This is a genomic window from Riemerella anatipestifer (assembly GCF_035666175.1).
In the GTDB taxonomy this organism is placed as follows: domain Bacteria; phylum Bacteroidota; class Bacteroidia; order Flavobacteriales; family Weeksellaceae; genus Riemerella; species Riemerella anatipestifer_D.
In genome coordinates this window covers 372,971-397,703 of the sequence record NZ_CP142016.1, presented here as the reverse complement: position 1 = coordinate 397,703, position 24,733 = coordinate 372,971, and the positions used below count along the sequence as shown (strand labels likewise).

Annotated in this window: 28 protein-coding genes; 8 read left to right on the top strand and 20 right to left on the bottom strand. The window is 35.3% G+C overall.

From position 1 onward, the window contains the following. The first annotated feature begins 35 nt into the window (after positions 1 to 35). On the top strand, positions 36 to 347 hold the full coding sequence (locus VIX88_RS01930) for a hypothetical protein (protein ID WP_164857922.1): 312 nt from the start codon (positions 36 to 38) through the stop codon (positions 345 to 347). Between the two features lie 471 nt (positions 348 to 818). Here the strand turns inward: VIX88_RS01930 and VIX88_RS01925 are convergent, their stop codons facing one another. The 8 genes from VIX88_RS01925 to VIX88_RS01890 form a co-directional block, all read right to left on the bottom strand. Further along, a complete protein-coding gene (locus tag VIX88_RS01925) occupies positions 819 to 1,538 on the bottom strand; it encodes a DNA-binding domain-containing protein (RefSeq protein ID WP_064971253.1) in 720 nt (239 codons plus the stop codon). A gap of 191 nt (positions 1,539 to 1,729) precedes the next feature. Further along, positions 1,730 to 2,608 carry an IS982-like element ISRa1 family transposase gene (locus tag VIX88_RS01920; protein WP_127919811.1) on the bottom strand — a complete coding sequence of 293 codons (879 nt, stop codon included), beginning with the start codon at positions 2,606 to 2,608 and terminating at the stop codon, positions 1,730 to 1,732. 64 nt (positions 2,609 to 2,672) lie between these two features. Next, complete coding sequence (locus VIX88_RS01915) at positions 2,673 to 3,722, bottom strand: hypothetical protein (RefSeq protein ID WP_127919969.1); 1,050 nt, start codon at positions 3,720 to 3,722, stop codon at positions 2,673 to 2,675. A gap of 19 nt (positions 3,723 to 3,741) precedes the next feature. Further along, entirely contained in the window at positions 3,742 to 4,332 is a 591-nt protein-coding gene (locus VIX88_RS01910; protein ID WP_214193979.1) for a hypothetical protein, read from the bottom strand. 647 nt (positions 4,333 to 4,979) lie between these two features. Further along, a complete protein-coding gene (locus VIX88_RS01905; RefSeq protein WP_064970746.1) occupies positions 4,980 to 5,750 on the bottom strand; it encodes a TIGR02757 family protein in 771 nt (256 codons plus the stop codon). Continuing rightward, positions 5,750 to 6,664 carry a ribonuclease Z gene (locus VIX88_RS01900; RefSeq protein WP_064970744.1) on the bottom strand — a complete coding sequence of 305 codons (915 nt, stop codon included), beginning with the start codon at positions 6,662 to 6,664 and terminating at the stop codon, positions 5,750 to 5,752. Before VIX88_RS01900 ends, VIX88_RS01905 begins: the two co-directional genes overlap by 1 nt. Positions 6,665 to 6,677: 13 nt before the next feature. Further along, positions 6,678 to 7,253 (bottom strand): RdgB/HAM1 family non-canonical purine NTP pyrophosphatase, encoded by a 576-nt coding sequence (gene rdgB, locus VIX88_RS01895; RefSeq protein ID WP_064970742.1) that lies wholly within the window; start codon positions 7,251 to 7,253, stop codon positions 6,678 to 6,680. Between the two features lie 14 nt (positions 7,254 to 7,267). Beyond that, entirely contained in the window at positions 7,268 to 8,080 is an 813-nt protein-coding gene (locus VIX88_RS01890) for a CPBP family intramembrane glutamic endopeptidase (RefSeq protein ID WP_064970740.1), read from the bottom strand. Between the two features lie 163 nt (positions 8,081 to 8,243). On the opposite strand from VIX88_RS01890, the gene VIX88_RS01885 reads away from it, so the two are divergent. From VIX88_RS01885 to obgE, 4 genes are all read left to right on the top strand, one after another. Beyond that, on the top strand, positions 8,244 to 9,257 hold the full coding sequence (locus VIX88_RS01885; protein ID WP_064970738.1) for a hypothetical protein: 1,014 nt from the start codon (positions 8,244 to 8,246) through the stop codon (positions 9,255 to 9,257). 53 nt (positions 9,258 to 9,310) lie between these two features. Continuing rightward, complete coding sequence (hpt, locus tag VIX88_RS01880) at positions 9,311 to 9,868, top strand: hypoxanthine phosphoribosyltransferase (protein WP_004919203.1); 558 nt, start codon at positions 9,311 to 9,313, stop codon at positions 9,866 to 9,868. 68 nt (positions 9,869 to 9,936) lie between these two features. After that, positions 9,937 to 10,518, top strand: coding sequence for an adenylate kinase (locus VIX88_RS01875; protein WP_004919201.1), 582 nt, complete (start codon positions 9,937 to 9,939; stop codon positions 10,516 to 10,518). Between the two features lie 98 nt (positions 10,519 to 10,616). Then, positions 10,617 to 11,600 carry a GTPase ObgE gene (obgE, locus tag VIX88_RS01870; protein WP_004919200.1) on the top strand — a complete coding sequence of 328 codons (984 nt, stop codon included), beginning with the start codon at positions 10,617 to 10,619 and terminating at the stop codon, positions 11,598 to 11,600. Positions 11,601 to 11,622: 22 nt separating this feature from the next. Here the strand turns inward: obgE and VIX88_RS01865 are convergent, their stop codons facing one another. From VIX88_RS01865 to VIX88_RS01840, 6 genes are all read right to left on the bottom strand, one after another. Beyond that, the gene (locus VIX88_RS01865) at positions 11,623 to 12,390 is read right to left on the bottom strand and encodes a TatD family hydrolase (protein WP_004919198.1); all 768 of its coding nucleotides are present in this window, start codon (positions 12,388 to 12,390) and stop codon (positions 11,623 to 11,625) included. Positions 12,391 to 12,403: 13 nt separating this feature from the next. Next, positions 12,404 to 13,363, bottom strand: a complete 960-nt coding sequence (locus VIX88_RS01860; protein ID WP_004919196.1) for a GSCFA domain-containing protein — start codon at positions 13,361 to 13,363, stop codon at positions 12,404 to 12,406. A 12-nt stretch (positions 13,364 to 13,375) separates the two neighbouring features. Next, positions 13,376 to 14,683 carry an FAD-binding oxidoreductase gene (locus VIX88_RS01855; RefSeq protein ID WP_064964581.1) on the bottom strand — a complete coding sequence of 436 codons (1,308 nt, stop codon included), beginning with the start codon at positions 14,681 to 14,683 and terminating at the stop codon, positions 13,376 to 13,378. Next, entirely contained in the window at positions 14,683 to 15,573 is an 891-nt protein-coding gene (locus VIX88_RS01850) for a UbiA prenyltransferase family protein (protein ID WP_064970733.1), read from the bottom strand. Before VIX88_RS01850 ends, VIX88_RS01855 begins: the two co-directional genes overlap by 1 nt. A gap of 82 nt (positions 15,574 to 15,655) precedes the next feature. Continuing rightward, positions 15,656 to 16,348 carry an OmpA family protein gene (locus VIX88_RS01845; protein WP_064970731.1) on the bottom strand — a complete coding sequence of 231 codons (693 nt, stop codon included), beginning with the start codon at positions 16,346 to 16,348 and terminating at the stop codon, positions 15,656 to 15,658. Positions 16,349 to 16,356: 8 nt separating this feature from the next. Next, on the bottom strand, positions 16,357 to 16,848 hold the full coding sequence (locus VIX88_RS01840; RefSeq protein WP_061710128.1) for a lipocalin family protein: 492 nt from the start codon (positions 16,846 to 16,848) through the stop codon (positions 16,357 to 16,359). Positions 16,849 to 16,993: 145 nt separating this feature from the next. Between VIX88_RS01840 and dacB the strand changes: the two genes are divergently transcribed. Both dacB and VIX88_RS01830 read left to right on the top strand, forming a co-directional pair. Then, entirely contained in the window at positions 16,994 to 18,394 is a 1,401-nt protein-coding gene (gene dacB, locus VIX88_RS01835; protein ID WP_061710129.1) for a D-alanyl-D-alanine carboxypeptidase/D-alanyl-D-alanine-endopeptidase, read from the top strand. 17 nt (positions 18,395 to 18,411) lie between these two features. Beyond that, positions 18,412 to 19,575, top strand: coding sequence for a sensor histidine kinase (locus tag VIX88_RS01830; RefSeq protein WP_064970729.1), 1,164 nt, complete (start codon positions 18,412 to 18,414; stop codon positions 19,573 to 19,575). Positions 19,576 to 19,631: 56 nt separating this feature from the next. On the opposite strand, the gene VIX88_RS01825 is transcribed toward VIX88_RS01830, so the two are convergent. Continuing rightward, on the bottom strand, positions 19,632 to 20,597 hold the full coding sequence (locus VIX88_RS01825) for an NAD-dependent epimerase/dehydratase family protein (RefSeq protein WP_064970728.1): 966 nt from the start codon (positions 20,595 to 20,597) through the stop codon (positions 19,632 to 19,634). A 130-nt stretch (positions 20,598 to 20,727) separates the two neighbouring features. Continuing rightward, positions 20,728 to 21,606: an IS982-like element ISRa1 family transposase gene (locus VIX88_RS01820; RefSeq protein ID WP_127919813.1), complete on the bottom strand. Its 879-nt coding sequence runs from the start codon at positions 21,604 to 21,606 to the stop codon at positions 20,728 to 20,730. 140 nt (positions 21,607 to 21,746) lie between these two features. Here VIX88_RS01820 and VIX88_RS01815 point away from each other — a divergent pair, with 140 nt between their 5' ends. Further along, positions 21,747 to 22,184, top strand: coding sequence for a GNAT family N-acetyltransferase (locus VIX88_RS01815; protein WP_081276909.1), 438 nt, complete (start codon positions 21,747 to 21,749; stop codon positions 22,182 to 22,184). A 39-nt stretch (positions 22,185 to 22,223) separates the two neighbouring features. On the opposite strand, the gene VIX88_RS01810 is transcribed toward VIX88_RS01815, so the two are convergent. The 4 genes from VIX88_RS01810 to VIX88_RS01795 all read right to left on the bottom strand — a co-directional run bounded on the left by VIX88_RS01810 (position 22,224) and on the right by VIX88_RS01795 (position 24,668). After that, positions 22,224 to 23,168: a transketolase family protein gene (locus VIX88_RS01810; protein WP_004919799.1), complete on the bottom strand. Its 945-nt coding sequence runs from the start codon at positions 23,166 to 23,168 to the stop codon at positions 22,224 to 22,226. Between the two features lie 19 nt (positions 23,169 to 23,187). Then, positions 23,188 to 23,598 (bottom strand): hydroxyisourate hydrolase, encoded by a 411-nt coding sequence (gene uraH / locus VIX88_RS01805; RefSeq protein ID WP_013446780.1) that lies wholly within the window; start codon positions 23,596 to 23,598, stop codon positions 23,188 to 23,190. Between the two features lie 78 nt (positions 23,599 to 23,676). After that, positions 23,677 to 24,174, bottom strand: coding sequence for a GlcG/HbpS family heme-binding protein (locus VIX88_RS01800; RefSeq protein ID WP_079207907.1), 498 nt, complete (start codon positions 24,172 to 24,174; stop codon positions 23,677 to 23,679). Continuing rightward, a complete protein-coding gene (locus VIX88_RS01795; RefSeq protein ID WP_038694333.1) occupies positions 24,171 to 24,668 on the bottom strand; it encodes a GlcG/HbpS family heme-binding protein in 498 nt (165 codons plus the stop codon). Before VIX88_RS01795 ends, VIX88_RS01800 begins: the two co-directional genes overlap by 4 nt. Positions 24,669 to 24,733: the final 65 nt, after the last annotated feature.

Sequence of the window (24,733 nt, the reverse complement as noted above, 5' to 3'; positions counted from 1 at the left end):
TGAATAACAGTATTAACTAAATTAAAATTAACATTATGGAAGAAATTTTAAAATATTTACCATTTATATCCGCAATTATTATGTGTGTAATTTCTGGATTGTTTTCACCTCATATAGTTCAGCTATTTAGTGCTTACGGTAGGAGAAAGTTTTTCAACAATATAGATGAAGAAGGAGTTATTAACTTTTTTGAAAAACATGCTCCAGAATATTATAATGATTTTGTTTTATCTAAAATGATAGAGGATAATTTTTATATTAATACAGGAATAAGAGCTGATGTAGAGTCTATCAAAAAATATACTGATCTTAAAAAAATCTACTGGAGCTACATGGGAGAATATTAGAATTGCAAAACCCTATTTCCGTATTGAGGAAAGAGGTATTCAAGTGGCAGTTAATAAATATATGAAAATTTTCGGTGATATAGTTACATTTGTTAGCTTCTTCATTATCATATCAGGAGTTATAGTTTTTATACTTTTAACTTCTTCGGTATTAGTATCAAAGGAAAACTATTTTATTGCCGCATTTGTTTTATCCCTTTGTTATGTTATAGGATACTTTTTGGCATGGTCGGTTAACTCTATACTTGTGGCAAAAAGAATGGAAAAAAGACTTAAAGAAAAGAATGATGTAACTAAATAATAAACTCTACAACCACACCACACCGTTGCCTTACCTAGCAACACACAGGTGTAGCCTAAGGCAACGCAGTGTTGCAGGGTAAAGCAACGCATAGGCGTAAAAAAGAACGCTTCGGTTAGGCAAATTGCCAACCGAAGCGTTGCTTTATAAAACCTAGCTGAAAGCCGCTACTATACAATTACTATAGGAGTAGATAAGTTTTCGGTTCTCGGGTCTTTGAGGAGCGTGTTGCCTTTGGTGAACTGCGTCGTAATACTTAGCTCATAATTCCCCGCTTCTAAATCTATAGGAACCAATATGAGTAACCTTGACGGCTCATTAAGGACAATATGCTCTGCTGAGAGTTTCACTTCTTGCTGAGTGTCTAGGTTTTTAAAGACGATGCCGTTTTTAGGGTCATTGCCGTCTATTTTAATGAATGTGCCTTTGATTTCGGTATTCTTACCTTTGGTAAGTGTACCGTCTGCTTTGCCTGTGGCTTTATCGGTAATGCTGAACACACTCATTGGGCTGGATTGCTCGCCTAGGACTTCTACCTTGGTGTCTGCTACCGCTTTTCTAAGGTCTAGACCTTGGTTTACATTTACATAAACAGAATGCTTCTCCTTATCCCAAGTCTTGTCGTAAAACACCCCCTTAATGGCAGGACGCATATACACCAGCCCTGTATTTACACTATACCCATTGAGTACCAACTCTGAGGCTTTACGATTAAAACGAGTGATAATATCTACTGCGGTCTCGGTTTGTATCTCCATACCCTCTTTTTTAAGGGCTTCTACGATTTCTGTAATACCGAGACTATCACCTAGAAGGGGTACGGCTACAAAATCGTTAGGGTCGTCTTTCGTGAGTAGGTTGGGACGCAACCACGCTTTTAAAGTATTCATAATATTGATGTTTTTTAGTTTCGTTTTAAAGCAAATAAATAGTTTTCAGCATATGCTACAGAACCTCCTGCATAAGAGATAGAACTTAATGTTGTTGTTGGGGTATTAACAAATGTACCCGATGTAATGTCGATAGAAATTTTAACATAGTAGGTCTTTGCAGTTGTACTATTATTAACTCGTTGTGCATTTTAAATAATACTGATTTTTAGATGATTTAATTTTCTTTGGAAGATAAATTTATTGATATATTGAATAACCGTTGCGGCGGTTATTTTACTGATTATCCTTGTTTTAAAGCCTTCAAAAGTTTTAGCATAGTTTCTTTTAATCATAAATTGGTCGCAAAGTTGAGAGAAAAATGTCTCAATTCGTTTTCGCTTTTTCTTGTACAATGAAAATTGAGGAATATAATCTTTCTGATTACTTCTCATTGGTGTATCTAATTTAATATTAGCATAGTTAAATAAATCTATTTGAACTTTTGCTGATAAATAGCCTCTATCTCCAATTAAAGTACAGTTTCGCATTTGCTCACCACTATCTTTTAAATAGTGGATGTCGTGAACGGATGCAGGGCTTATATCAAAATTCTTAATCACACCATTTAAAGAACATACTGCGTGTAGTTTATAGCCATAGAAATATAATTTCTGTGAAGCACAATAACCATATGTTGGTGAAGAATAGGATTGCTCTTTACAAATTTTTGAACGAGTAGAACGAGCGTTTTCACAAACTTTCATTGGCATGCTATCAACGATAAAAATATCTTCAAACTCATTGAACTCCATCGAAATACGCTGTCTAATTTGCTCTGTTTGTAGGGATAGTCTTCGTTTTCGCTTATTGTAAACACTTCTTTCAATTTTGTTTATCAGAGAGTTTGGCAATTTTCTAAATAACTGTAATTCGCTATCAATACTCAAGTATTCAGCAGTAATATTAAGACTTATGACTTCTAAATCGCTCATTTTAGGTGTTCTTCTCTGATAACTAATCAGTTGATTTTCTGAAAAAAGTCCTAAAACTTCCAAAATTCTTTCATATATTTGCTCTATGTTGTTCATTTATATCGTTTTATAGCAAAAACAATATACTGATTTTCAGTCTAATAAACAACTCTTGTTTTTTTCATTTCATAATGCACAACGGGTTATTATTATTAATCATCCATATCCCACTTGCAGTATTAAAACTAGTATAAGGCAGAATATTAGCTGATATAAGCAGGGGACTTCCTGTAGTAACAGCCGTTGAAATATATCCAAACAATCCATTTTCTTTGGTTTCCGAAATAGTTCCTCTTACCCATACCGTTTGATTATCTGTAAGATGATGAGTCGGATGTAGTAAATATGCACAATAAACTACCCATTTACCAGGAGGTAAAGTAATAGATTGCCCTGTATATCTAGTATATTCAGCACCTATACTAGCAGAGTTTTTTTCTATATCATAAAAAGTTTGTCCTTCCATTGCATCTACATTTTCAGCAATATTACCATAGATGACATCTACTCCACTAGGTATTGTAGGGTTGGTTCTACTTACCACTCCTAATGTACCATCGGGTTTTGCAACTACGGCTTTAGTATACTCGTTTTCTAGCGGTGTAGCATCAGTCATTTGGTTGATTTTAGCATTGCCGTTGACCTCTAGTTTTTGTGATGGGCTTTTGGTGCCTATCCCTACATTACCATCTCCCATAAATGAAAGGTTATTAGTCCCTAGAGTTACTGTTCTGTTACCTGCTAGAGTGCCGTCTGCAGTATAGATATTGGCAGTTATTGGAGACGTTCCTCCTAGAGGCTTCCATGTACCCCCACTAAGCGTGTTGCTTTTATTTTCATAATAGTAAAACCCAGAGGTAACATCTATATTACCGATAGCAGATTTACCCGTTGCTGTATTATATACTACCATACCGTCTAAACGGTTAGGGTAAGAAGCCCCTATCCCGTTAGGGGTAGCCACTAAAGTGGATAACTTAGTAAGGTCGGTTCTAGGGAATACTAGCCCTTTACCTATATTGGTAGTATTATTCCATGAAATGGAAGAAGAAACATCTAAAAATGGAGTTTGTGCCGAAATAGTATTTTGTAAAACATTAGAATTGGTTTTTATCTGGGCAAAAGAGAAAGTACTTGCCACTAGTATTGTAATAAGACTATATTTTTTCATAATCACTAGTATTTTATTATTAATATTCAGTAGCATTCATCCAAACCACTCCGTCAGAGATGTAACACGCGGTCATACTAGCATCTAAAACCCCCATTTGCTCTAGTGGTTGAGGCTCTATGATAATTCCATTCCAGCTTGGGTTGTAAAAACATAAAACTCTACCTTTACTTTTTTCAGGAGCAGGGAATTTTATAAGAGTAGGGTCTCCTGTAAGATGCACAAAGTAGTCAGGTTTATCATAAGAGATTCCATTTTCATCTTTATCTATGGTAATTACCGTTCTGTCATCTCTACGAATGTTTTTGATAGAACTGCCATTACTAGCAGCTACCCATTTGGTGCCGTTAAAAAAGTAATAGCCTCTCCCAATAATTTCTTCTACTTTTGTATCAGTTCCTGTATAAGAGGCTATTGTACCACCGCCATCTTCTGCTTTAGCATCATCTACTACATAGACTAATGTTCCCTCTTGAGGGGAAGACATTTTAGCAACTCTTGTTTTAGATAACTTAGGCACAATAATGCCCTCGTTAGTTGCGCCTAACAAGTTAGTTGTATTGGGTTTTATCTCTAAAGTAGCATTGGGAGATGAGGTGTTAATCCCCACTTTACCATCGGTTTGTCCATAAGCTATTAGACTTAGACCTAAAAAGACACCTCACTTAGTTTGGTTGTTTTTTTCATAATGTTTAATTTTAAAAGTTGATATTTAATTGTTTAAGATTATAGAGGTTAGATATTGGATTTTAGATGTTAGACTTAATAATTGAATTGAGATAATACTAAGTTCTAATATCTCGTCTCTAAGCTCTAACCTAAAAAAACGCCTTTCCCCTCTAAACACACACAAAACGAGAGGAAAGGCTGAAACAGAAAGAAAGTAAAAACTCCCTCTCTGAACGCTAAAAGCACCTAACAAAAACGACCATGTTATGAGACAAAACAATGGTGCTTTTAGCCTATATTTATGAAAGCTAAATTTAGAATGGTGTAAATACGAAAATCCGCCAACGAAAGTTGGTGGAATTGTATTTATAATTAGCGATAAAAATTGAAGTAATTTTCTAGATAATACGACGCATACCCACGAAACTATTTGTGTGTGTTTACGAAATTATTTGAGATAGCCAAATAATTCGGGCACTTTTTTATACTTGTTTGTATGTAATTGGTATCGTGTGTCATAAAACTGAAGCAAACTTATTACCTTTTGCGGAAGTATGCAAATTTTAGTAACTAAAAAATAACTTTTACTTATTTAAACTCTCCAGAAACGCCTAGCCCAAAGAGGGCAAAATCGTACTTTGCGGGGTCTTTGGCGTCCCATTTTCTAATGGTATGGTCTAGTTCTTCCACGGTTTTCCAATCGTTTTGGGTTCTTGTAATTAGTTGGAGCTGCCTTGCGATGTTGCCCGTGTGCACATCTAGTGGGATAGACAGTAGGGCGGGGTCTAGCTGTTCCCAAATGCCAAAATCTACGCCTTTGTTGTCCTTTCTTACCATCCATCTTAGGAACATCATCAGCCGTTTAGCCGCAGATTTCTTGTAGGTAGAACTGATGTGCTTGTGGCTACGGTGTTGGGTGGTGGTATCTAGGAAAGCGTTTCTAAAGCGTTCTAGTGCGTGGTAGAAATTGGTTTCGCCGTCTTGGGGGAGGAGTAGCTCTTCCATAGACGAGTGGTTTTGGTAGAGATGCTTAAATCTTTGGATAAAATAGATTAAATCTTCAGAGTTAAAAGTACGGTGTATGGCTCTAGTGCCTATCTTGTCTAAATCTTTATCGGTATGGTTCAGCACAAAATCTAATGGCGACTGCCCCATAAGTTCCATAATATGGTTGGCGCTTTTGATAATAGATTTTCGGTTGCCCCAAGCAATGGTAGCCGCTATAAACCCCGAGATTTCTATATCCTGCTTTAGAGAAAACCGATGCGGTATTTGTATAGGGTCTTGCTCTATAAAATTGGGGTGGTTGTATAGGTCTGCCTTCTCGTTTAGGAAGTCTTTTAGCTCGTTGGAATCCATTAGATTTTTATGGTTTCTAGCATTTTGGGTAGAAAGGTATTAGGGAATACCGTTCTTGCCTCATCGGTAAAGACATTTAAGTCGGCATAGCGGTTAGAGAAGTGTCCTAAAATGAGTTTTTTAACTCCTGCTTTTTGGGCAATGGTAGCCGCTTCTAGGGCAGTAGTGTGCCCTGTATAGTCTGCCATTTCCTTTAAATCGTGTAAGAAAGTTGCCTCGTGGTAGAGTACATCTACACCTTTGATAATTGGGACGATGCTTTCCAAATAGCGGGTATCACTACAAAAAGCATAAGACACAGAAGGCTGTGGTGGGGTGGTAAGTACTTCATTTTTGAGTACAAAACCATCGGATAGGGTAAAGTCTTTTCCTTTTTTAAGGTTGTGATAATCACAAGTTTCTATTTCAGGATATTTGCTGATTTCCTCCATATTCAGGTGGCGTTCTTTTGGTTTTTCTCTAAAGAGGTAGCCATTGCAGTAAATCCTGTGGTTGAGCGGAATGGTAAAGACTTCCACTTTGTGGTCTTCGTAGATTTTTACCGATTGATTGCCTTCTAGCTCGTGGTAAATCACTTCAAAGCCTCTCTGGGTTTCTGTAATTCTAAAAATAGTTTCTAGCATTTCTTGGATTCCCTTCGGACCATAGATGTGCAAAGGCGTTTCTCTCCCTAGCAAACGAAATGACGCAATAAGCCCTGGTAAGCCAAAACAATGGTCGCCATGTAGGTGAGAGATAAATATATGATTGATTTTAGAAAACTTGGCTTTAGCTCTTCTCAGCTGTACTTGTGCCCCTTCGCCACAATCGATTAAGAAGTAGCGTTCTTGCACCTCTAAAAGTTGAGAGGTGGTGGACGAGTTTACAGTAGGAATTGCGGAATTAAAGCCTAATATGGTTAAATGTACACTCACTGCTAGATGAAATTTATTGGGTAATGGTGGTTAAAAACTGGTCTAAGGCATTTTTTCTATGGCTAATGGCGTTCTTTTCCTCTGGAGCCATTTCGGCAAAGTTGGTTTCGTAGCCGTTAGGTACAAAGATAGGGTCGTAGCCAAAGCCTTGGTGTCCTCGGTCTTCCTCTAGTAGATGCCCATGTACTTTGCCTTCAAAATAGGAAGCCCCGTTTTCGTCTACCAAACATAATACAGTAATGAAGTGTGCTGCTCTATTGGTTTTGCCTTGCATTTCTTCTAAAACTTTAGCAATATTGGCTTTAAAGTCGTGGTTGCCAGCATATCTCGCCGAGTAAATCCCTGGTCTTCCGTCTAAGGCATCTACTACAAGTCCACTATCATCACCCAAACTCGGAATGCCTGTCTTTTGGAAACAATAAGAGGCTTTAATAAATGCGTTTTCCTCAAAAGTATTGCCGTCTTCTACGATTTCATCATTGAGTTGATAATCGGAAAGGCTTTTTACTATGAAGCCATCACCTAAGATTTGTTGGATTTCTTCTTTTTTATGTTGATTGTGTGTCGCTATTAAGATTTCTTTTTTCATTAGAGTATTGTTTTCTATTTGGTAAAGTGGGTTTTTCTATGCATAAATAGATAATAGGCAACTCCGAAGATAACCATACCTATAATAAAAGACACTATTTTGTTGATACCTAAAAGTTCGTAAGAGTGTTCTGTATCGGCATAGACTAGCATCAGATAAGAGATGAAATTGTTAAAAGCGTGTAGTAAAATAGGGATTACAATAGATTTGGTTTTGAAATAAACTAATCCTAATACCAGCCCCAATAAAAACGCTCCCACAAATTGCCAAGGATTGGCGTGTACAATACCAAATACCAAGGCAGAGATAACAATGGCTTTCTTAGGAGTAACGCCTTTGTTTGTAAGTCCACCTTGTATAATGCCTCTAAATAATACTTCTTCTAATAGAGGTGCAAGGCACACTACCATAATGGCAAGTCCTACCTTATCGTTAAGCATTCCTTTAAAAACTCCCATAAAAGTATCGTAAAGTTCTCCCAATATACCTCCTTCCGTTGGGATAAAGGAAGTAAGGACTTCTGCCATCAGTACCATACCTACCATCATCATTAGAGATAAAAGAACATTAGAAGCCGTTACATTGCCTACACCTAAGCGGAGCGGTTTTTTTGTCTGTGGTCTTACAATAAAAATATCAAACGCTGCAATAGGTAGCCCCAATGAAAGTACAAATGAAATTAAATTCAGCTCCATAGAAGTAGCAACCTCTTCCTTTAAAATAAAGATATTAGCGATAGTGTACACAGCGAGTATAAGCGAAGCAACGATATAGCTCCCTATAAGTACAGCAATGCCGTCAAGCCCCAATTTGAATTTTTGATTCATCTACTAAATATAAATAGGTTTGGATTTCGCAAAGATAATGGATTTAGAATCAAAACACCTAAATATTCCGTTTTGGCTTAGGCTATTTTTATATATTTGTTGAGTTATAAAGAGAGATAATCTAGAGTCTTAACAGAAATGCAAAGACACAAATAGTAAGGTAATGATTAAATATAAAGTAGCTTATGTAGAGCTAGACACTCATGCAGAGATAGCTCTTAATTTTAAAACATTGATGGAGGCGTCTAACAGGGTAGAGGTGGATTATTTTTTCTCTAATAAAATAAAGAAGCTGTTGGGTGAAAATATGCCTAATGTCATAGAAGCAAGCCCTAATACCATACTTAAGTTATTGTCAGCCAAAGAGTATGATTTGGTAGTGGTTGGGACGGTGCATCGTTATTTTAATACCTTTGATAAAATAGTTAAAAACTATAAGACCGCCATCATTTGCCATAATCTCAATTTTATTAAAGCGAGTAATACCGACTTGCTAAAAGTCTTATTGAAAGAAGATACTGTTTATAGGCTAAAACTACTTTTAAAGGAAGGTCTGATGATGAAAAATAGCGTTTACCAAAACTCGGTAAGTCGTTGGGTGTTGTCGGAAGACTTGGTTTCTTCTAGATATCAGCATATCCCACTTTTTTATACAGAATATCAGCAGGAGCTTTCTAATGATAAAGATTTAACATTAGTTATTCCAGGGATTGTATCACAAAAACGAAGAGATTACAAGGCGGTAGTGGAAAGTCTAAGTAGTCAATACTTTAACGAACCTACCGAAGTTGTTTTCTTAGGGAAAGCAATGGGAGAGGAGTTAGATTGGCTCAAAAGTTTAGAACAAAAAAATCTAAATAACCTGAAATTAACCTATTTTACGGAGAAAGTACCACAAGAATTATTTGATGAGTATTTACTGAAGGCTAGTTTGATTTGGGCACCTATACAGCAGAAAACTCACTTTTTTAATATTACAGAATACTACGGCAAAACGAAGGTAAGTGGTAATAATGGTGATGCAATGAAGTACGGTAAAAAGATTGTTTTTTCTAAAAACATAGAAGAAGTATTAAGCTATCAAAACATTAGAGAAGTGGAGCGTACTTCAAAACAAAAAGCATTAGAAATTACTGAAAACCTAATAGAAAGTGCCATAAACGCAAAAAAACACTAGTGATACAAAGATGAACCACTAAAAATTTCTTAAATTTGCATTTTGGAAAGACAATGGAAAAAGTAAAAATTCATGACAAAACTTTTGTTCCTTATTTAAAGAACGAAGAAATACAAACTTACATAAAAGCATTAGCTCTAAAAGTTTACGAAGATTATAAAGACGAAACACCTGTATTTATAGGAGTACTTAATGGAGTGATTATGTTTTTCTCAGACTTTTTAAAACACTATCCAGGGAAGTGTGAGGTAGCTTTTGTTCAGGTAAGTTCTTATCACGGAGGTTTGCAATCTACGGGGATTGTTTACACTAAAATGGAACTTACTAAAGAGGTAGAAGGGCGTCATATTATCCTTATGGAAGATATTGTAGATACAGGAAATACCATAGAAAGTCTTTTTGAATATTTTAAAAATACACACCGCCCTAAGTCGCTTAGAGTAGCTTCTCTTTTATTAAAGCCAGAAGTATTTAAGAAAGACTTTACCATAGACTATGTGGCAAAAGAAATCCCTAACAAGTTTGTGTTAGGCTACGGTTTAGACTATGATGAACTAGGAAGAAATTTACCAGATTTATACCAATTAGAAGAAGGTAGAATTAACCATTAACAAAGAAAACTAACATTGATAAATCGTGTTTTTAGCGATTTTAGATATACTAAAAATTAGAAGTAAAGATGATTAACATTGTATTATTTGGTCCTCCGGGAAGTGGTAAGGGTACTCAAGCTCAAAATCTGATTGAAAAGTTCAATTTGAAACAAATATCCACAGGAGATTTGTTCCGTTATAACATGAAAAACGATACTGAGCTAGGGAAATTGGCGAAATCTTATATAGATAAAGGAGAGCTAGTTCCAGACCAAGTTACCATAGATATGTTAATAGACGAGGTGAGAAAACCTACGGATACCAAAGGATTTATATTTGATGGTTTCCCCAGAACAGCAGCACAGACAGAAGCCTTAGAAAAGATTGTGAAAGACGAACTTAATGAGGAGATAAGCATTTGTTTATCGCTAGTAGTAGAGGACGAAATTTTGGTTCAAAGACTTCTTAAGAGAGGTGAAACTAGTGGTAGAACAGATGATGCGGACGAGTCTATCATTAGAAACAGAATTAAAGAATACTATGCAAAAACTGCCGAAGTAGCAGAACTTTACAAGCAGCAAGGGAAATATGTAGAGATAAATGGAGTAGGCGAAATTTCCGAAATTGCAGAAAAACTTTTCTCAGAAGTAGAGAAGATTTTAAAATAATAACAATAGAATGATAATCAAAAAACTATCAGAGTTTTAAGCTTTGATGGTTTTTTGGTTGTTTTATATCGTGTAATAAGCATTTAATTAAATAAGATATGTCAAATTTTGTAGATTATGTAAAAATCCATTGTAAGTCGGGGCACGGAGGTGCAGGGTCAGCTCACCTCAGAAGGGAAAAATACATTCCTAAAGGCGGTCCTGATGGTGGAGATGGTGGGCGTGGTGGTCATATCATTATGAAAGGAAATGCACACGAATGGACTTTATTACCATTGCGTTACACAAGGCACGTCAAGGCAGAAAACGGTCAGCCAGGTGGTAAAAATCAGTTGACGGGTCGTTATGGAGAAGATGTTTATATAGAGGTGCCCATTGGCACTATCGCTAAAAATGAAGAGGGAGAAATCATAGGCGAAATTTTAGAAGATAGGCAAGAGATTATCTTAATGCAAGGCGGTAAGGGTGGTTTAGGAAATGAGCATTTTAAGTCGGCTACTAACCAAACGCCTCGTTATGCACAACCGGGGCTTCCTGGGGAAGAAGGGTATATCGTGTTTGAGCTAAAAGTATTAGCAGATGTAGGTTTGGTAGGCTTTCCTAATGCGGGTAAATCCACACTATTGTCTGCAGTATCTGCCGCTAAACCTAAAATTGCCGATTATGCTTTTACAACGCTTACACCTAACTTGGGGATTGTAGATTATCGTAATTACAAGTCTTTTGTGATGGCAGATATACCAGGTATTATAGAAGGAGCTGCCGAAGGTAAAGGTCTAGGGCATCGTTTTTTAAGACATATAGAGCGAAACTCAATTCTTCTTTTTTTAATTCCGGCAGATGCGGAAGATTATTTCCAAGAATTCAAAATACTTGAAAACGAGCTTAAAGAGTACAATCCTGAGTTACTAGATAAAGATTTTATCATTTCCATTTCAAAGTCTGATTTATTAGACGAAGAACTCAAGAAAGAAGTTGCAGCTAAGTTCCCTGAAAACAGACAACCCTTATTTATTTCTGGAGTTACAGGAGAAGGGCTTACAGAACTTAAAGATGCAATATGGAAAAAATTACACGGATAGATTTTCTATCCGTGTTTTTTATTTAAGCTAGTCCAAAAATTTGCTTAGCGTTGTTAGTGGTTATCCTATCTATTTCGCTGATAGGCATTTGGTAAACATCTACTAGTTTACCGATGATTTGTTCTAGATAGGCAGATTCGTTTCGTTTTCCTCTGTAAGGTACAGGTGCTAGATAAGGCGAGTCGGTTTCTAAAACGATGTACTCTAGAGGGATTTCATTTAAAAATTGGTCTATTTTACCATTTTTAAAAGTAACCACACCACCTATTCCTAAACTGAAATTGAGGTCTATGGCTTGCTTAGCGTGTTCTAATGTTCCAGTAAAACAATGGAAAATACCTCTTAATTTAGGGTGTCTTTTTTCTTCTAAAACCTCAAAAGTTTCATCAAAACTTTCTCTAGAATGTATCACGATAGGCAGGTCTTTTTCTATTGCCCAATCTATCTGTAGTCTAAAGGCTTCTTTTTGCAGTTCTAGATGGCTTTTATCCCAATAGAGATCTATCCCAATCTCTCCGATAGCACAAAAATCCCTTTGCTCCAAATAGTCTTTTACCAATTTTATTTCTTGGTCGTAAGTTTCAGGGTTTATATAAGTTGGGTGCAGACCCATCATTGTCGATATTTGGTTAGGATATTCTGCCTCTAGATGAAGCATTTTTTCATGATATTCAGAATTGATAGCTGGTAGAAAGAAATGAGTAACTCCTTTATCTAATGCCCTTTGTATCATTAAATGTCTATCTTCATCAAATTCCTCTGAATATAAATGAGTATGCGTGTCTATCATAAATAATTGAAAGTTAGAAGTTTGAAAAAATTTTAAAATTAACTTTGGCTTGTTGCTCTTGTATTTTTTGTTTGAGATTATCTGTAAACTTTAGATAATCAGGGTGTTCAGTATGGGTTGGACGATGCCTTAAAGCCGAAATGATTTTCTGATTGTCAATGATAAATTTTTGTGTGTCTTCTGTGCAGTAGGCTTTTATAAATTTATCAAAGATATAATCTATGGCTTGTTCGTTAGGGTGGATTAGGTCTGATTTGTAAAATCTGTAATCTCTTAAGTCGTCCATTAAAATCTCATAAATAGGCAGATAATGAGCATTTGGATACATTGCCACCACTTGATGCAGTGCATTGATGAGCCTTGATTTGCTAAGCTGATTTTCAACCATACCATCTTTAGTATGCCTTATGGGAGAGACTGTAAACAAAATATTTACAGTATTAAGACAGTGTTGATTGATGAGTTCTATTGCTTTTTTGATGTGGGTTTGCACTTCCTCATCAGAGAGCATTCTTTTATTAAAAAGAGTGTTTGGCATCTTATGGCAATTAGCCACCTTTTGTCCTGTGGGAAGGTACTCATAAATAAACGAAGTCCCTAAAGTGATAATAACCCAAGAAGCGTTTTTTAAAAATGAATGAGCATTGGCTAGTTCGGTGTTTATTTTATCTAAAGTAGTAGTTTCAGAGATACCGTCAAACGAGGTATGATGGTCAAACGAAAGGTAATAACCACGATGATTAACCAAATCTTTCTCTTGATAACATTCAGAATGAACTATTTTTTCTAAAGCATTGGCAATAGAAAACGGATTAAATAGCGTCCCAAAAGGATTATTCAAACATCTTATTTGTCCCTCTGACAGTCGGTTACTCATTTCCGAAGCAAAGCAAGAGCCTATAGAAAAAACTTGGTCTGTAATTTCTATTTTTTTTGAGGAAGGCGTAAGATTAACTTCGGTTCTGAATTTCAATTTAGTAAGATTTTAATTCGTAATTCTTTTTCTTTGTAAAGACCTAAATTTATGATTATCTACATTTTTGAGATAGTTAGTCAGTTGAGGATTACTCATACTATCTTTGGTAAGGTAAATTCTGCCACCCAAATCCAATACAATTTGGTCTAAATCTTCAACGAGTTTTTTGAGCTTTTTATTCACTTTAAAATCTAGTGCAAGGGTATAACCTTCAAAAGGGAAGGAGTTGTATGCTTCTGGATTATTCTTTCCAAATAACTTTAGTACCGCTAAAAAAGAGCCATTACCACTATGAGCAATGGTTTTTAAAATTCGTTCCATACTTTCTTTGCCTTTGTCTTTCGGGATTACCATTTGGTATTGTATAAAACCATTTTTACCATAGATTTTATTCCAATCATTGATGACATCTAAAGGGTAGAAAAAGGTTTCATAATCAATGATATTTTTGACGATTTTTTTTGACTGTTTTTTGTAATAAAGCCAATTGAAGATCTTTACAGTCCATTGGTTTAGAATAAAATTTGGAAAATAAAAAGGAACACTTGGTTTTAATTTAGGCTTTAGAACTAAAGGATTTTTAGCTAGCTTAGAAGCAAGTTCATCTTTTAGAGCGTGTTCTCCTCTCATAAGTATAGATTTACCAATGTCATCTCCTTTCTGTAAACAATCTATCCACGCTACGGTGTAAGTCCAATCTTCACTTTCTTCAAATAGTTGAAAGATTTCGTCTAGGTTTTTTGCTTTGATGCTTTCTTGTCGGATATAAGCCGTGTCTATATTTTTAAGCTGAAATTTTGCCGATAAAATAATACCTGTAAGCCCCATTCCGCCAATGGTTGCCCAAAATAGGTCTGCGTTTTCAGTTCTAGAGCAGGTGATTATTTGAGCGTTGGCATTCAGGAGTTTAAATTCTAAAACATATTCTGAAAAACAGCCTTCTGCGTGATGGTTTTTACCGTGCACATCAGAGGCTATGGCTCCTCCAATACTAATGTATTTAGTACCTGGAGTTACATACAAAAAGTAGCCTTGTGGCACAATAATTTCCAAAACCTCGGAAAGAAGAACACCTGCTTCGCACTCAATAATTCCGTTCAGTCTATCAAAACTAATAAATTTGTTGAGTCTTTTTGTTGAGAAAATGTGTTCACCTAAAGAAGCATCTCCGTAACATCTGCCATTTCCTCTGGCGATAACTTCGGGACGACTTTTAACAAAATCTTTAATTTTTTCAAGATTATCTTCTGTAACTATTTCCTTTTCAACAATGGGAAAGTTTCCCCAATTAGAGACTTTTTGTATATGATTTTTCATTATTGTTTAGCGTAGATTTGGTAAAGAAAAACAACAATCCATAATACCAATGTAATTTGTATGTATCTGTCTTTGTAGACTATTTTTGTTGGAGATTCAGTTCGGTTGTAAACTAGAGTTTGCTGTAAATACCTTAAAAACGCAAACAAGACAAAAACCACCGTATAGAAAACTCTAGGATGAAACCTAGCTTGTACTTCTGGAGATAAAGTAAACATAAGATAGCAAACGATGGCCAAAGCACAGCTAATAGAAAGTGCAATATCTGCAAACTGAATATTATAGCCGTCTAATGCTTTCCTAGTTTTACCTGTTAGTTGAGCATTTACTAATTCGCCTCTTCTTTTCCCTATGGCTAGAACTAAAGCGAGAACAAAGGTAAGTAAGATGGCCCATTGAGTAATGATAAGTCCTGTAATATAACCTCCTGCTAATACTCTAAGGACGAAACCAATTGCAATGATAGTAATGTCTAAAATCGCAATATGTTTAAGTTTGAAGGTATAAGCCAAATTCATTACAAAATAGAATAAAATAATACTTCCGAACTTCCATATATTACCAATGTTAAGTACTGATAGTCCTACCCATAGACTTCCTAAGATTGATAAAATAAGTCCACTGAAAAGAATTTGAGCTGTAGTTTTTGAAATAGCTCCACTGGCTAGAGGTCTGTTTTTTTTCTTAGGGTGCTGTCTGTCAGAATCTATATCCATATAATCGTTGATGATATAGATGCTACTTGCTGTGAGTGAAAAAATAAGAAACGCAAAAAAACTAAGATAAAATAAATCAACCTCAAGTATTTTACCTGAAAATAGAAGAGGAACAAATATAAAAAGGTTTTTTACCCATTGCTCTACTCTAAGTAGATTAAAATATTTCTTCATAAGTTTTTGCAAAGCACAAAGATAACCATAAAAATAAAAAAACCGCAACTAAATGCGGTTTTGATTTTATATAGAGTCTAGATTAGTTTCCTTTCTGAGCCTCTTTTATCATATTTTCGTTAGCAGTGATAGCGAACTCCACTCGTCTATTTTTTGCTCTTCCTTCGTCTGTGTCGTTACTAGCAATAGGTTCGGCTTCACCTACTCCTTTAGCAATCATTCTACTAGATGCTATACCAAGAGAAGAAAGATAGCTTACTACTGCATTAGCTCTTCTCTCAGAAAGTCTTAAGTTATAATCATCAGCTCCTCTACTGTCTGTGTGCCCATAAACATTGATGTTGGTATCAGGGTTATTCTTAAGAACTTGGGCTAACTTATCCAAATTGGTTTTTGCTACAGAAGTAAGGTTAGCAGAATCAAATCCGAAATTAACCGTATTTTCATTAAGGGTAATTTTAATACCTTCATTTACTCTTTCTACTTCCGCACCAGGTAAGGCTTCTTTAATTTCTTTGGCTTGTTTGTCCATTTTGCTGCCGATAACATTACCAGCAACACCTCCAATGATACCGCCTAAAACAGCACCAGCAGGAGCATTTCTACCATTGCCTATATTATTACCTAGTATACCTCCTAAAACAGCACCAGCAGCGGCACCTATAGCAGTTCCTTTTTGTTGATTATTAGCATTTTGAACGGATTCGCAACTTGTAAGTAGCAAACTTCCTGATAAAAATAATGCTGCTATATTGGTTTTATTAAATATTTTCATTTTATAGTTTATTTAGATTGATTAACTTTTTGAAATTCATAATACACTTTTATATAGTTACCTTCGAATGGAACATTCTGAACTAATGTAAATGAGTTATCTGTTTGGTTTTGAAATTCTAATACATACCCAGAAACATTTTGTTTAGCTTTTTCTCCAGAGTGTATTTTTTTAAACTGAAACTGATTTCCATTTACCACTTCAAATTTGATAGGCTGAGATATCGCTGGACAACCATTATTTCCACTAAGAGTGTAGCTGCCAGTCCAATTATTAGGTACTAAAGACCAAGTACTTCCCAAAAAACATTTAGCATCTACACCTTCATCAAAAGGTTTAATTTTATAGTTTTTATCGTAATTAACACTTGCAACTTCCCAAGTTCCTTTAAGTTTCATAAAGTCTGAACGCTGATTTTGAGCTTGTTGACCTTTCTGTACTGTGGAGCATGCAGATAAAGATAAAGCTCCTATAAGTCCAGTAAAAAGTAGTTTTTTCATTATTATATTATTTTATACTCTGTTAAGTAGTAAAAATTGTGCCAACTAGCTTTTAAGTATTAAAAAAATAGTTTCGTAGGTTAAACTTTTGGAAAAATAAAGTAATTTTTAAAATGATTATCTTTGAAAAACATAAAATATGAAGATGGCTAAATTTTTGATTTTTATATTAACATTTTTTTACTCTTTAGGGATAGCTCAAAGCATTAAGGATAAGCTAGATAAAGCAACTAAAGCATTTTTAAATTCTCCTAAAATGTATGCTGCTAATATGTCTTTTTATGTAGCTGATGAAAATGGGAATTTTATCTATGAATATCAAGGGAGTAAAGGACTTTCTACGGCTAGCACACAGAAGATATTTACCGCTGCTACAGCTTTGGAGCTTTTAGGGAAAGATTATAAATACAGGACTAAAGCCGTTTATGATGGCGTTTTAGAAAGGAGTGTTTTAAAGGGAAATATTTATATTACCTCCAATGGAGACCCTACTCTTGGAAGCTGGAGATATGACGGTTATAAACCCGAAGATTTTCTAGAAAAGTTCTATACAGCTTTAAAAAATCAAGGTATCAAAAAGGTAGAGGGTAATTTAATTATAGATGATACTTATTTTGACTTTCAAACCACGCCAGGAGGTTGGGCTTGGAACGATATAGGCAATTATTATGGTGCTGGAGTTTGGGGCGTTAATTGGAGAGAAAACCAGTTTGATATAGATATTGAGGGTGGAGCTTCTATTGGTAAACCTACAAAAATTAAGTCTTTTTCTTATCCTTTGGTACAAGTAAAATGGTTTAATGAGTTAACTTCGGCGGCTTCAAATTCAGGAGATAAAAGTTTAATTTATACCGCTCCATACAGTTCTGTGGCGAGTATTAACGGAACACTTCCTGCTCAAAAAACAACTAAAATTTCGGGAGCAACGCCTAATCCACCAGTTCAGTTAGGGGCAGAAGTGGTTAGTTGTATTAAATATAAAGGGATAGAGTTCTCAGGAGAAGTCATAACAGGCAGACAATTACTTTTAGATGGGAAGCCTGTTCCGTCTGTTACAGGCAAGTCTTTTTTTGAATACGAATCTCCTGAGTTGAGTAAAATAGTCTATTGGTTTTTGAGAAAAAGTGTTAATCTTTACGGAGAAACCTTTATTAAAACTCTAGGAAAAGAGCAAAATAATGACTCTAGTTTTTCTAGTGGTGTTTCGGTGCTGAAAAACTTTTGGAAATCTAAAGGAATTCATTCTGCGATGATTAATTTTACGGATGGTAGTGGGTTGTCACCTCAGAACTATGCTTCGGCTAGGGCAGAAGTTCAGGCTTTACTTTGGGCTCAAAAGCAACCTTGGTTTAATGAGTTTTATAATGCATTACCTATTTATAATGATATGAAAATGAAAAGCGGTACAATAAAAGATGCTAAAGGTTATACAGGTTATCATACTTCTAAAAATGGTAAAAAGTATGTTTTTTCTATTATCGTGAATAATTATGATGGAGATGGCATCAATAATGAATTATTTTCAATACTTAATAACCTTAAATAATTGTATTGTTATTCCTAATGAAAAAAAACAGGAACATATTTTCTAAAGTCAATTTTTTAGTTGTTTTTCTGCTATTTAGTTCTGTTGTATTTGCTCTTATTATTTACTCTGTGGTTATTGTGAGAGATTTAAGGCAGAAAGAAACGGTTAATATGGCTGTTTTTGCCAAAGCTATGAGGTTTTTACAAGATGAAAATCAGGGAGATGTAAGAATGCTGGAGCTGGTTCAGGAAATTATTACCACTAATGATAATATCCCAATTATTGTAACTAATCACCAAGGAGAACCAATTAAGGAATTTATCAAAAATATTCCTGATAAAATTAAAGATAATTCAAAGGCTCTTAAGGTTCGCTTAGAAGAGATGAAAGAAGGATATCCACCTTTTGAGTTGCAAATTTCGGAAGGTAATATACAGTATCTTTATTTTGATAATTCGGATTTAATGAATAACCTTAGATACTATCCTGCATTGCTTGGTTTTTTCATTTTATTGTATCTGTTGTTTGCTTATTGGTTTTTTAAAATCGTAAAAAAAACAGACGAAGGCTATCTTTGGGCAGGATTGGCTAAGGAAACAGCACATCAAATAGGAACGCCTCTTTCCTCTATGATAGGTTGGATAGAAATTCTAAGAATGGAGCATGAAAATAGCGTTGGAGTGCAGGAGATAGAAAAGGATATACATAGGCTTACTACAATATCAGAGCGTTTTTCTAAGGTAGGTTCAGTCCCAGAGCTTAACGATTTTAATCTCAATGAAACTCTACAGCAAAACTATGATTATCTTAAAACTCGTATTTCTAAGAAAGTGGAATTTAATATAGCTTTACCAGCTAAGGAAGTGCTGATACCTCATAATCGTATTCTGATGAGTTGGGTCATAGAAAATCTTATTAAAAATGCGGTAGATGCAATGAAAGGCGATGGTAAATTAGAATTGAAACTCTATCAAAAAAATAAAAAAGTGATTATAGATATACAAGATACAGGTTGTGGTATGTCTGCAAAACAAGTAAGGAATGTTTTCAACCCAGGATATTCTACTAAAAAGAGAGGCTGGGGATTAGGATTATCTCTATCTAAAAGAGTGATTAAAGATTACCATAAAGGCGATATAAAAGTTGCCCATACAGAGATTGGTAAAGGAAGTGTTTTTAGGATAGAAATGTTTATCTGATACAAAATAGTCCTAATTTATTATTAGGACTATTTTGTATTTAGATTCTTCAGTAGTTAGCTTTTCCCTAGCTTAACTTTGAGGTTTTTTATCATTTCTTCGGTCATCATTTTGATGTCAAACTCATAAGAAAGTCCCCAATCTTCTTTAGCTTTGCTATCGTCTATGGAAGCAGGCCAAGAGTCGGCGATGCTTTGTCTGAAATCGGGTTGATAAGAGATTTTGAAATCAGGCATTACTTTTTTAATTTCATTTGCTAGTTCTGCAGGTGTAAAAGACATACCTCCTAGATTATAAGAGCCCCAAATACTGATGTTCTCTGCAGGTTCTTGCATTAGCTTTATGGTAGCGTTTATAGCATCGTCCATATAGAGCATAGGCATGGCAGTGTTTTCCGAAATAAAACATTGGTACTCGCCTTTTTCTACCGCTTCATAGAAGATTTCCACGGCATAATCGGTAGTACCTCCACCTGCAGGAGCTTTCCAAGAAATAAGCCCCGGGTATCTTATACTACGCACATCTACACCATATTTATCGTGGTAGTATTCGCACCATTTTTCTCCAGCCATTTTAGAAATACCATACACGGTGGTAGGGTTAAGCACCACATCTTGTCCAACATTGTGCTTTGGGATACCTTTACCAAATACAGCAATGGAACTTGGCCAAAATATCTTTTTTAAATAGCCTTCTTTTGCTAATTCGCATAGGTGGAGTAGTGGTTCTAGATTGAGTTTCCAAGCAAAAAGTGGTTGTTTCTCTGAAGTTCCAGATAAGAGAGAAGCTAAGTGATAAACCGTAGTGATTTTATTTTCTTTGATAAAATCTTCCAATAGTTTAAAGTTAGTTACATCTATTCTTTCGTAGTGTCCAGCAGTAGTAATGCCTTCTCTCCATTTATCAATTCCAGAAGCAATAACATTATCTTTACCGTAGATTTCCACCAACTTTGCTGTAAGTTCGGTACCGATTTGCCCTAAAGCTCCTGTGATGAGTATTTTTTCATTTTTACTTTCCATAGTTTGTTCCGATTTCGTTTTTACAAAGGTACTAAATATGCCTATTTTTTGGAAATGTTTTTGGTTAGAAATTTTAATTTAATGATTAGATTTGTATCCAAATTAAAGTGATAAAAACTCGTTGTGCATTTTAAATAATACTGATTTTTAGATGATTTAATTTTCTTTGGAAGATAAATTTATTGATATATTGAATAACCGTTGCGGCGGTTATTTTACTGATTATCCTTGTTTTAAAGCCTTCAAAAGTTTTAGCATAGTTTCTTTTAATCATAAATTGGTCGCAAAGTTGAGAGAAAAATGTCTCAATTCGTTTTCGCTTTTTCTTGTACAATGAAAATTGAGGAATATAATCTTTCTGATTACTTCTCATTGGTGTATCTAATTTAATATTAGCATAGTTAAATAAATCTATTTGAACTTTTGCTGATAAATAGCCTCTATCTCCAATTAAAGTACAGTTTCGCATTTGCTCACCACTATCTTTTAAATAGTGGATGTCGTGAACGGATGCAGGGCTTATATCAAAATTCTTAATCACACCATTTAAAGAACATACTGCGTGTAGTTTATAGCCATAGAAATATAATTTCTGTGAAGCACAATAACCATATGTTGGTGAAGAATAGGATTGCTCTTTACAAATTTTTGAACGAGTAGAACGAGCGTTTTCACAAACTTTCATTGGCATGCTATCAACGATAAAAATATCTTCAAACTCATTGAACTCCATCGAAATACGCTGTCTAATTTGCTCTGTTTGTAGGGATAGTCTTCGTTTTCGCTTATTGTAAACACTTCTTTCAATTTTGTTTATCAGAGAGTTTGGCAATTTTCTAAATAACTGTAATTCGCTATCAATACTCAAGTATTCAGCAGTAATATTAAGACTTATGACTTCTAAATCGCTCATTTTAGGTGTTCTTCTCTGATAACTAATCAGTTGATTTTCTGAAAAAAGTCCTAAAACTTCCAAAATTCTTTCATATATTTGCTCTAAGTTGTTCATTTATATCGTTTTATAGCAAAAACAATATACTGATTTTCAGTCTAATAAACAACTCTTGTTTTTTTCATTTCATAATGCACAACGGGTTGATAAAATGATTAGAAAAGCCCAAAGGGAAGATATACCATTGATACAAAGTCTTGCAAAGCAATCGTGGAATAGCCATTATCTCGCAAGAGCAGATAGATTATATGTTGGGTATGATGTACTCCGATGAAGAGTTAAACCAACATTTTGAGAATCCTAACTATCATTATTATCTGATGTTGAATGGTGGTGTAGAGGTAGGATTTATGGGGTTTGAAATAGGCTACGAACCTCAAACCACCAAATTACACCAGCTTTATCTTTTGGCAGAGGCTAAAGGAAAAGGATTGGGAAAGGAAGCAATAGGCTTTTTAAAAAGAGAAGTGAAAAGCCACAAAGATAAGTCTATCGTACTAAATGTTAATAGGAAAAACCCATCGTTTAATTTTTATAAAAGCCAAGGGTTTGAGGTAGATAAAGAAGTGGTGTTGGAAGTAGGCGAAAGTTTTGTAATGGACGATTATATTATGAAAATAGCCATAGAAATTTAATTCTATGGCTATTTTTATTATAGCAAAGACTAAATAATTTTACTGCATTAGCTTTTTTACTGCTTTTTTCACTGCTTCTGCATCTATTCCGTATTTTTTCATCAGCTCGGCTGGTGTGGCAGACTCACCGAAAGTATCGTTTACGGCAACAAATTCTTGTCTTGTAGGGTGCTTTCTTGCAAGTAGTCCTGCCACAGACTCGCCAAGTCCTCCAAGGTAGTTATGTTCTTCTGCCGTTACAATCTTTCCTGTTTTCTTTACAGAATTTAAAATGATTTCTTCGTCCAAAGGTTTAATCGTGTGGATATTGATTACCTCGCAAGAGATACCTTCTTTTTCTAGTTGTTCTGCAGCTACTAGAGACTCCCAAACCAAATGCCCTGTTGCTACAATGGTTACATCTTTACCTTCTTGCAACAAAATCCCTTTACCGATTTCAAAAGGCATATCTTCTGGCATAAATACAGGTACGGCAGGTCTCCCGAATCTTAGATAGACAGGACCGTTGTAGTCTGCAATGGCAATGGTAGCCGCTTTAGTTTGGTTATAGTCGCACGGGTTGATAACTACCATACCTGGCAACATTTTCATCATACCAATATCTTCTAGCACTTGGTGAGTTGCACCGTCTTCTCCTAAGGTAAGTCCTGCGTGAGACGCACATATCTTAACATTTTTACCAGAGTAAGCCACAGATTGACGAATTTGGTCGTAAACTCTCGAAGTAGAAAAGTTAGCAAAAGTACCCGTAAATGGTATTTTACCATTGATGCTAAGCCCTGCAGCGATGCCTATCATATTCGCTTCGGCGATGCCCACTTGGAAAAATCTTTCTGGAGCTTTCTCTATAAATTTCTCCATTTTTAGAGAGCCGATAAGGTCGGCACAGAGTGCTACTACATTTGGATTTTTGTCAGCAAGTTCTGCTAGCCCAGCACCAAAACCACTTCTTGTATCTTTTTTTTCGGTATAAGTATATTTCATTTTAATTTATTTTTCACTTTTAGTTTCCTCTATAAGTAGAATATCCGTAAGGTGAAAGAGTTATAGGTACATGATAATGATTATTATCTTTTATTTCAAAAACCACCTCTATGTACGGGTAGAAAGTGTCTTGTCCCAATTTCTCAAAATAAGGTTTTGTAAAATAAGTGAGTTTGTAAATTCCCTTGTGGTTTACGCCTTTTCCTTCTTTTAAAAAGTCTTTGATACGCCCGTTTTGGTCAGTTGTCTTTTCATCAACTGTTACCCAATGGTCTTTATGCTGCAATTTGGAAAGGCGAATGCTTACATTGGGTGCAGGCTGTCCTTTTGTAATGTCCAAAATATGACTTGACAATTGGTATTTTGCTTCTTGTGCAAAAGTTAGACTTGCAAAGGCAAGCATTAACATTAAAAAAAATGTTCTTTTCATAGGTATAAAATTTAAAAATTAGTAATTGTTTTCAGTTGTAATCCTCCTCTATTTGGGTTGCAAAACCTATTAAGATGATTATTGGTTCGTATTTACTTCAATGGCAGAAATTCCCGCTTTGGCAATCCGTACATCTTCGCTGCCGTGTGCACCGCCTACACCAATACCCCCAACTACTTTTCCGTCTATATAAATGGGCACGCCTCCGTCCAAAATTAAAATATTTTCGTCCAAATAACGAATATCTTCTGGGATTGTTCCATTTTTAATGCCTTGTGCAATTTCGGCGGTTTCTCTTTTTTGAGAATTGGCAGTAAAGGCTTTTTTATAACTGGCTCGTAAGGTATGCACCCCAGCGTTGTGATGCCTAAGTACAGCGAGCGTTTGCCCCGACTGATCGACCACCGTAACACTGATACGATGCCCACTTTTATTGGCTTCGTTAAAGGCTTTTTGTGCCATTTTCATTGCTGCATCACCTGTTAATACAGGCTCATATAAAGTTTTGCTCTGGGCTTGTAGAGGGATATTTATCAGTAGGCTTACGAATAGTAAAATATGAATAGATATTTTCATTGTTGGGTATTAAATCCTAAATTCTCTGCCGCTTTTTGAGCGATATTGTGGTCGTTTTCGCCACTACCGCCTCCAGATATACCGATGCTCCCCACCAAAACCCCATCTTTCCAGATAGGAACACCACCTCCTAATAGGAGTAATTCGGGTAGGGTATTCAAATTTTGAGCAGTAGGGTTAGCGGCGGCTTTTTGCATTAAGATAAAACTAGGGGTTTTTGTAGAAAGTGCGGTATAGGCTTTTCTACGAGAGGCCTCTGTGTTGTGAGGTCCTACGGTATCCCCTTTCAAGAGTAGGATAACAACCCCCGAGTTGTTAAGTATCGCAATAGAGATCTGTTTATTAAGTTTAGCCGCTTCAAGGTTGGCCTGTTCGGCCAATTTTAATGCACCGTTTTGGTTGATACTTAATGTATGTTCTAATGAGGATTCTTTTTGCTGTGCTAATCCGAAATTTCCTAATATCAAAGCAAATAGAATGATTACATTTTTCATAATGATTATTTTTAATTTACTTAACGATTTTTTTTCGGTATAAGTATATTTCATTTTAATTTATT

Coding starts and splice junctions, on each gene's coding strand:
- VIX88_RS01925 (WP_064971253.1), bottom strand. CDS start 1,538: ATGAATACTTTAAAAGCGTGGTTGCGTCCCAACCTACTCACGAAAGAC.
- VIX88_RS01855 (WP_064964581.1), bottom strand. CDS start 14,683: ATGAAAAATCATATACAAAAAGTCTCTAATTGGGGAAACTTTCCCATT.
- VIX88_RS01885 (WP_064970738.1), top strand. CDS start 8,244: ATGATTAAATATAAAGTAGCTTATGTAGAGCTAGACACTCATGCAGAG.
- VIX88_RS01865 (WP_004919198.1), bottom strand. CDS start 12,390: ATGATAGACACGCATACTCATTTATATTCAGAGGAATTTGATGAAGAT.
- VIX88_RS01875 (WP_004919201.1), top strand. CDS start 9,937: ATGATTAACATTGTATTATTTGGTCCTCCGGGAAGTGGTAAGGGTACT.
- obgE (WP_004919200.1), top strand. CDS start 10,617: ATGTCAAATTTTGTAGATTATGTAAAAATCCATTGTAAGTCGGGGCAC.
- VIX88_RS01825 (WP_064970728.1), bottom strand. CDS start 20,597: ATGGAAAGTAAAAATGAAAAAATACTCATCACAGGAGCTTTAGGGCAA.
- VIX88_RS01920 (WP_127919811.1), bottom strand. CDS start 2,608: ATGAACAACATAGAGCAAATATATGAAAGAATTTTGGAAGTTTTAGGA.
- VIX88_RS01915 (WP_127919969.1), bottom strand. CDS start 3,722: ATGAAAAAATATAGTCTTATTACAATACTAGTGGCAAGTACTTTCTCT.
- VIX88_RS01820 (WP_127919813.1), bottom strand. CDS start 21,606: ATGAACAACTTAGAGCAAATATATGAAAGAATTTTGGAAGTTTTAGGA.
- rdgB (WP_064970742.1), bottom strand. CDS start 7,253: ATGAAAAAAGAAATCTTAATAGCGACACACAATCAACATAAAAAAGAA.
- VIX88_RS01810 (WP_004919799.1), bottom strand. CDS start 23,168: ATGAAATATACTTATACCGAAAAAAAAGATACAAGAAGTGGTTTTGGT.
- VIX88_RS01905 (WP_064970746.1), bottom strand. CDS start 5,750: ATGGATTCCAACGAGCTAAAAGACTTCCTAAACGAGAAGGCAGACCTA.
- VIX88_RS01830 (WP_064970729.1), top strand. CDS start 18,412: ATGAAAAAAAACAGGAACATATTTTCTAAAGTCAATTTTTTAGTTGTT.
- VIX88_RS01800 (WP_079207907.1), bottom strand. CDS start 24,174: ATGAAAATATCTATTCATATTTTACTATTCGTAAGCCTACTGATAAAT.
- VIX88_RS01850 (WP_064970733.1), bottom strand. CDS start 15,573: ATGAAGAAATATTTTAATCTACTTAGAGTAGAGCAATGGGTAAAAAAC.
- hpt (WP_004919203.1), top strand. CDS start 9,311: ATGGAAAAAGTAAAAATTCATGACAAAACTTTTGTTCCTTATTTAAAG.
- VIX88_RS01930 (WP_164857922.1), top strand. CDS start 36: ATGGAAGAAATTTTAAAATATTTACCATTTATATCCGCAATTATTATG.
- uraH (WP_013446780.1), bottom strand. CDS start 23,598: ATGAAAAGAACATTTTTTTTAATGTTAATGCTTGCCTTTGCAAGTCTA.
- VIX88_RS01795 (WP_038694333.1), bottom strand. CDS start 24,668: ATGAAAAATGTAATCATTCTATTTGCTTTGATATTAGGAAATTTCGGA.
- VIX88_RS01840 (WP_061710128.1), bottom strand. CDS start 16,848: ATGAAAAAACTACTTTTTACTGGACTTATAGGAGCTTTATCTTTATCT.
- VIX88_RS01890 (WP_064970740.1), bottom strand. CDS start 8,080: ATGAATCAAAAATTCAAATTGGGGCTTGACGGCATTGCTGTACTTATA.
- VIX88_RS01845 (WP_064970731.1), bottom strand. CDS start 16,348: ATGAAAATATTTAATAAAACCAATATAGCAGCATTATTTTTATCAGGA.
- dacB (WP_061710129.1), top strand. CDS start 16,994: ATGGCTAAATTTTTGATTTTTATATTAACATTTTTTTACTCTTTAGGG.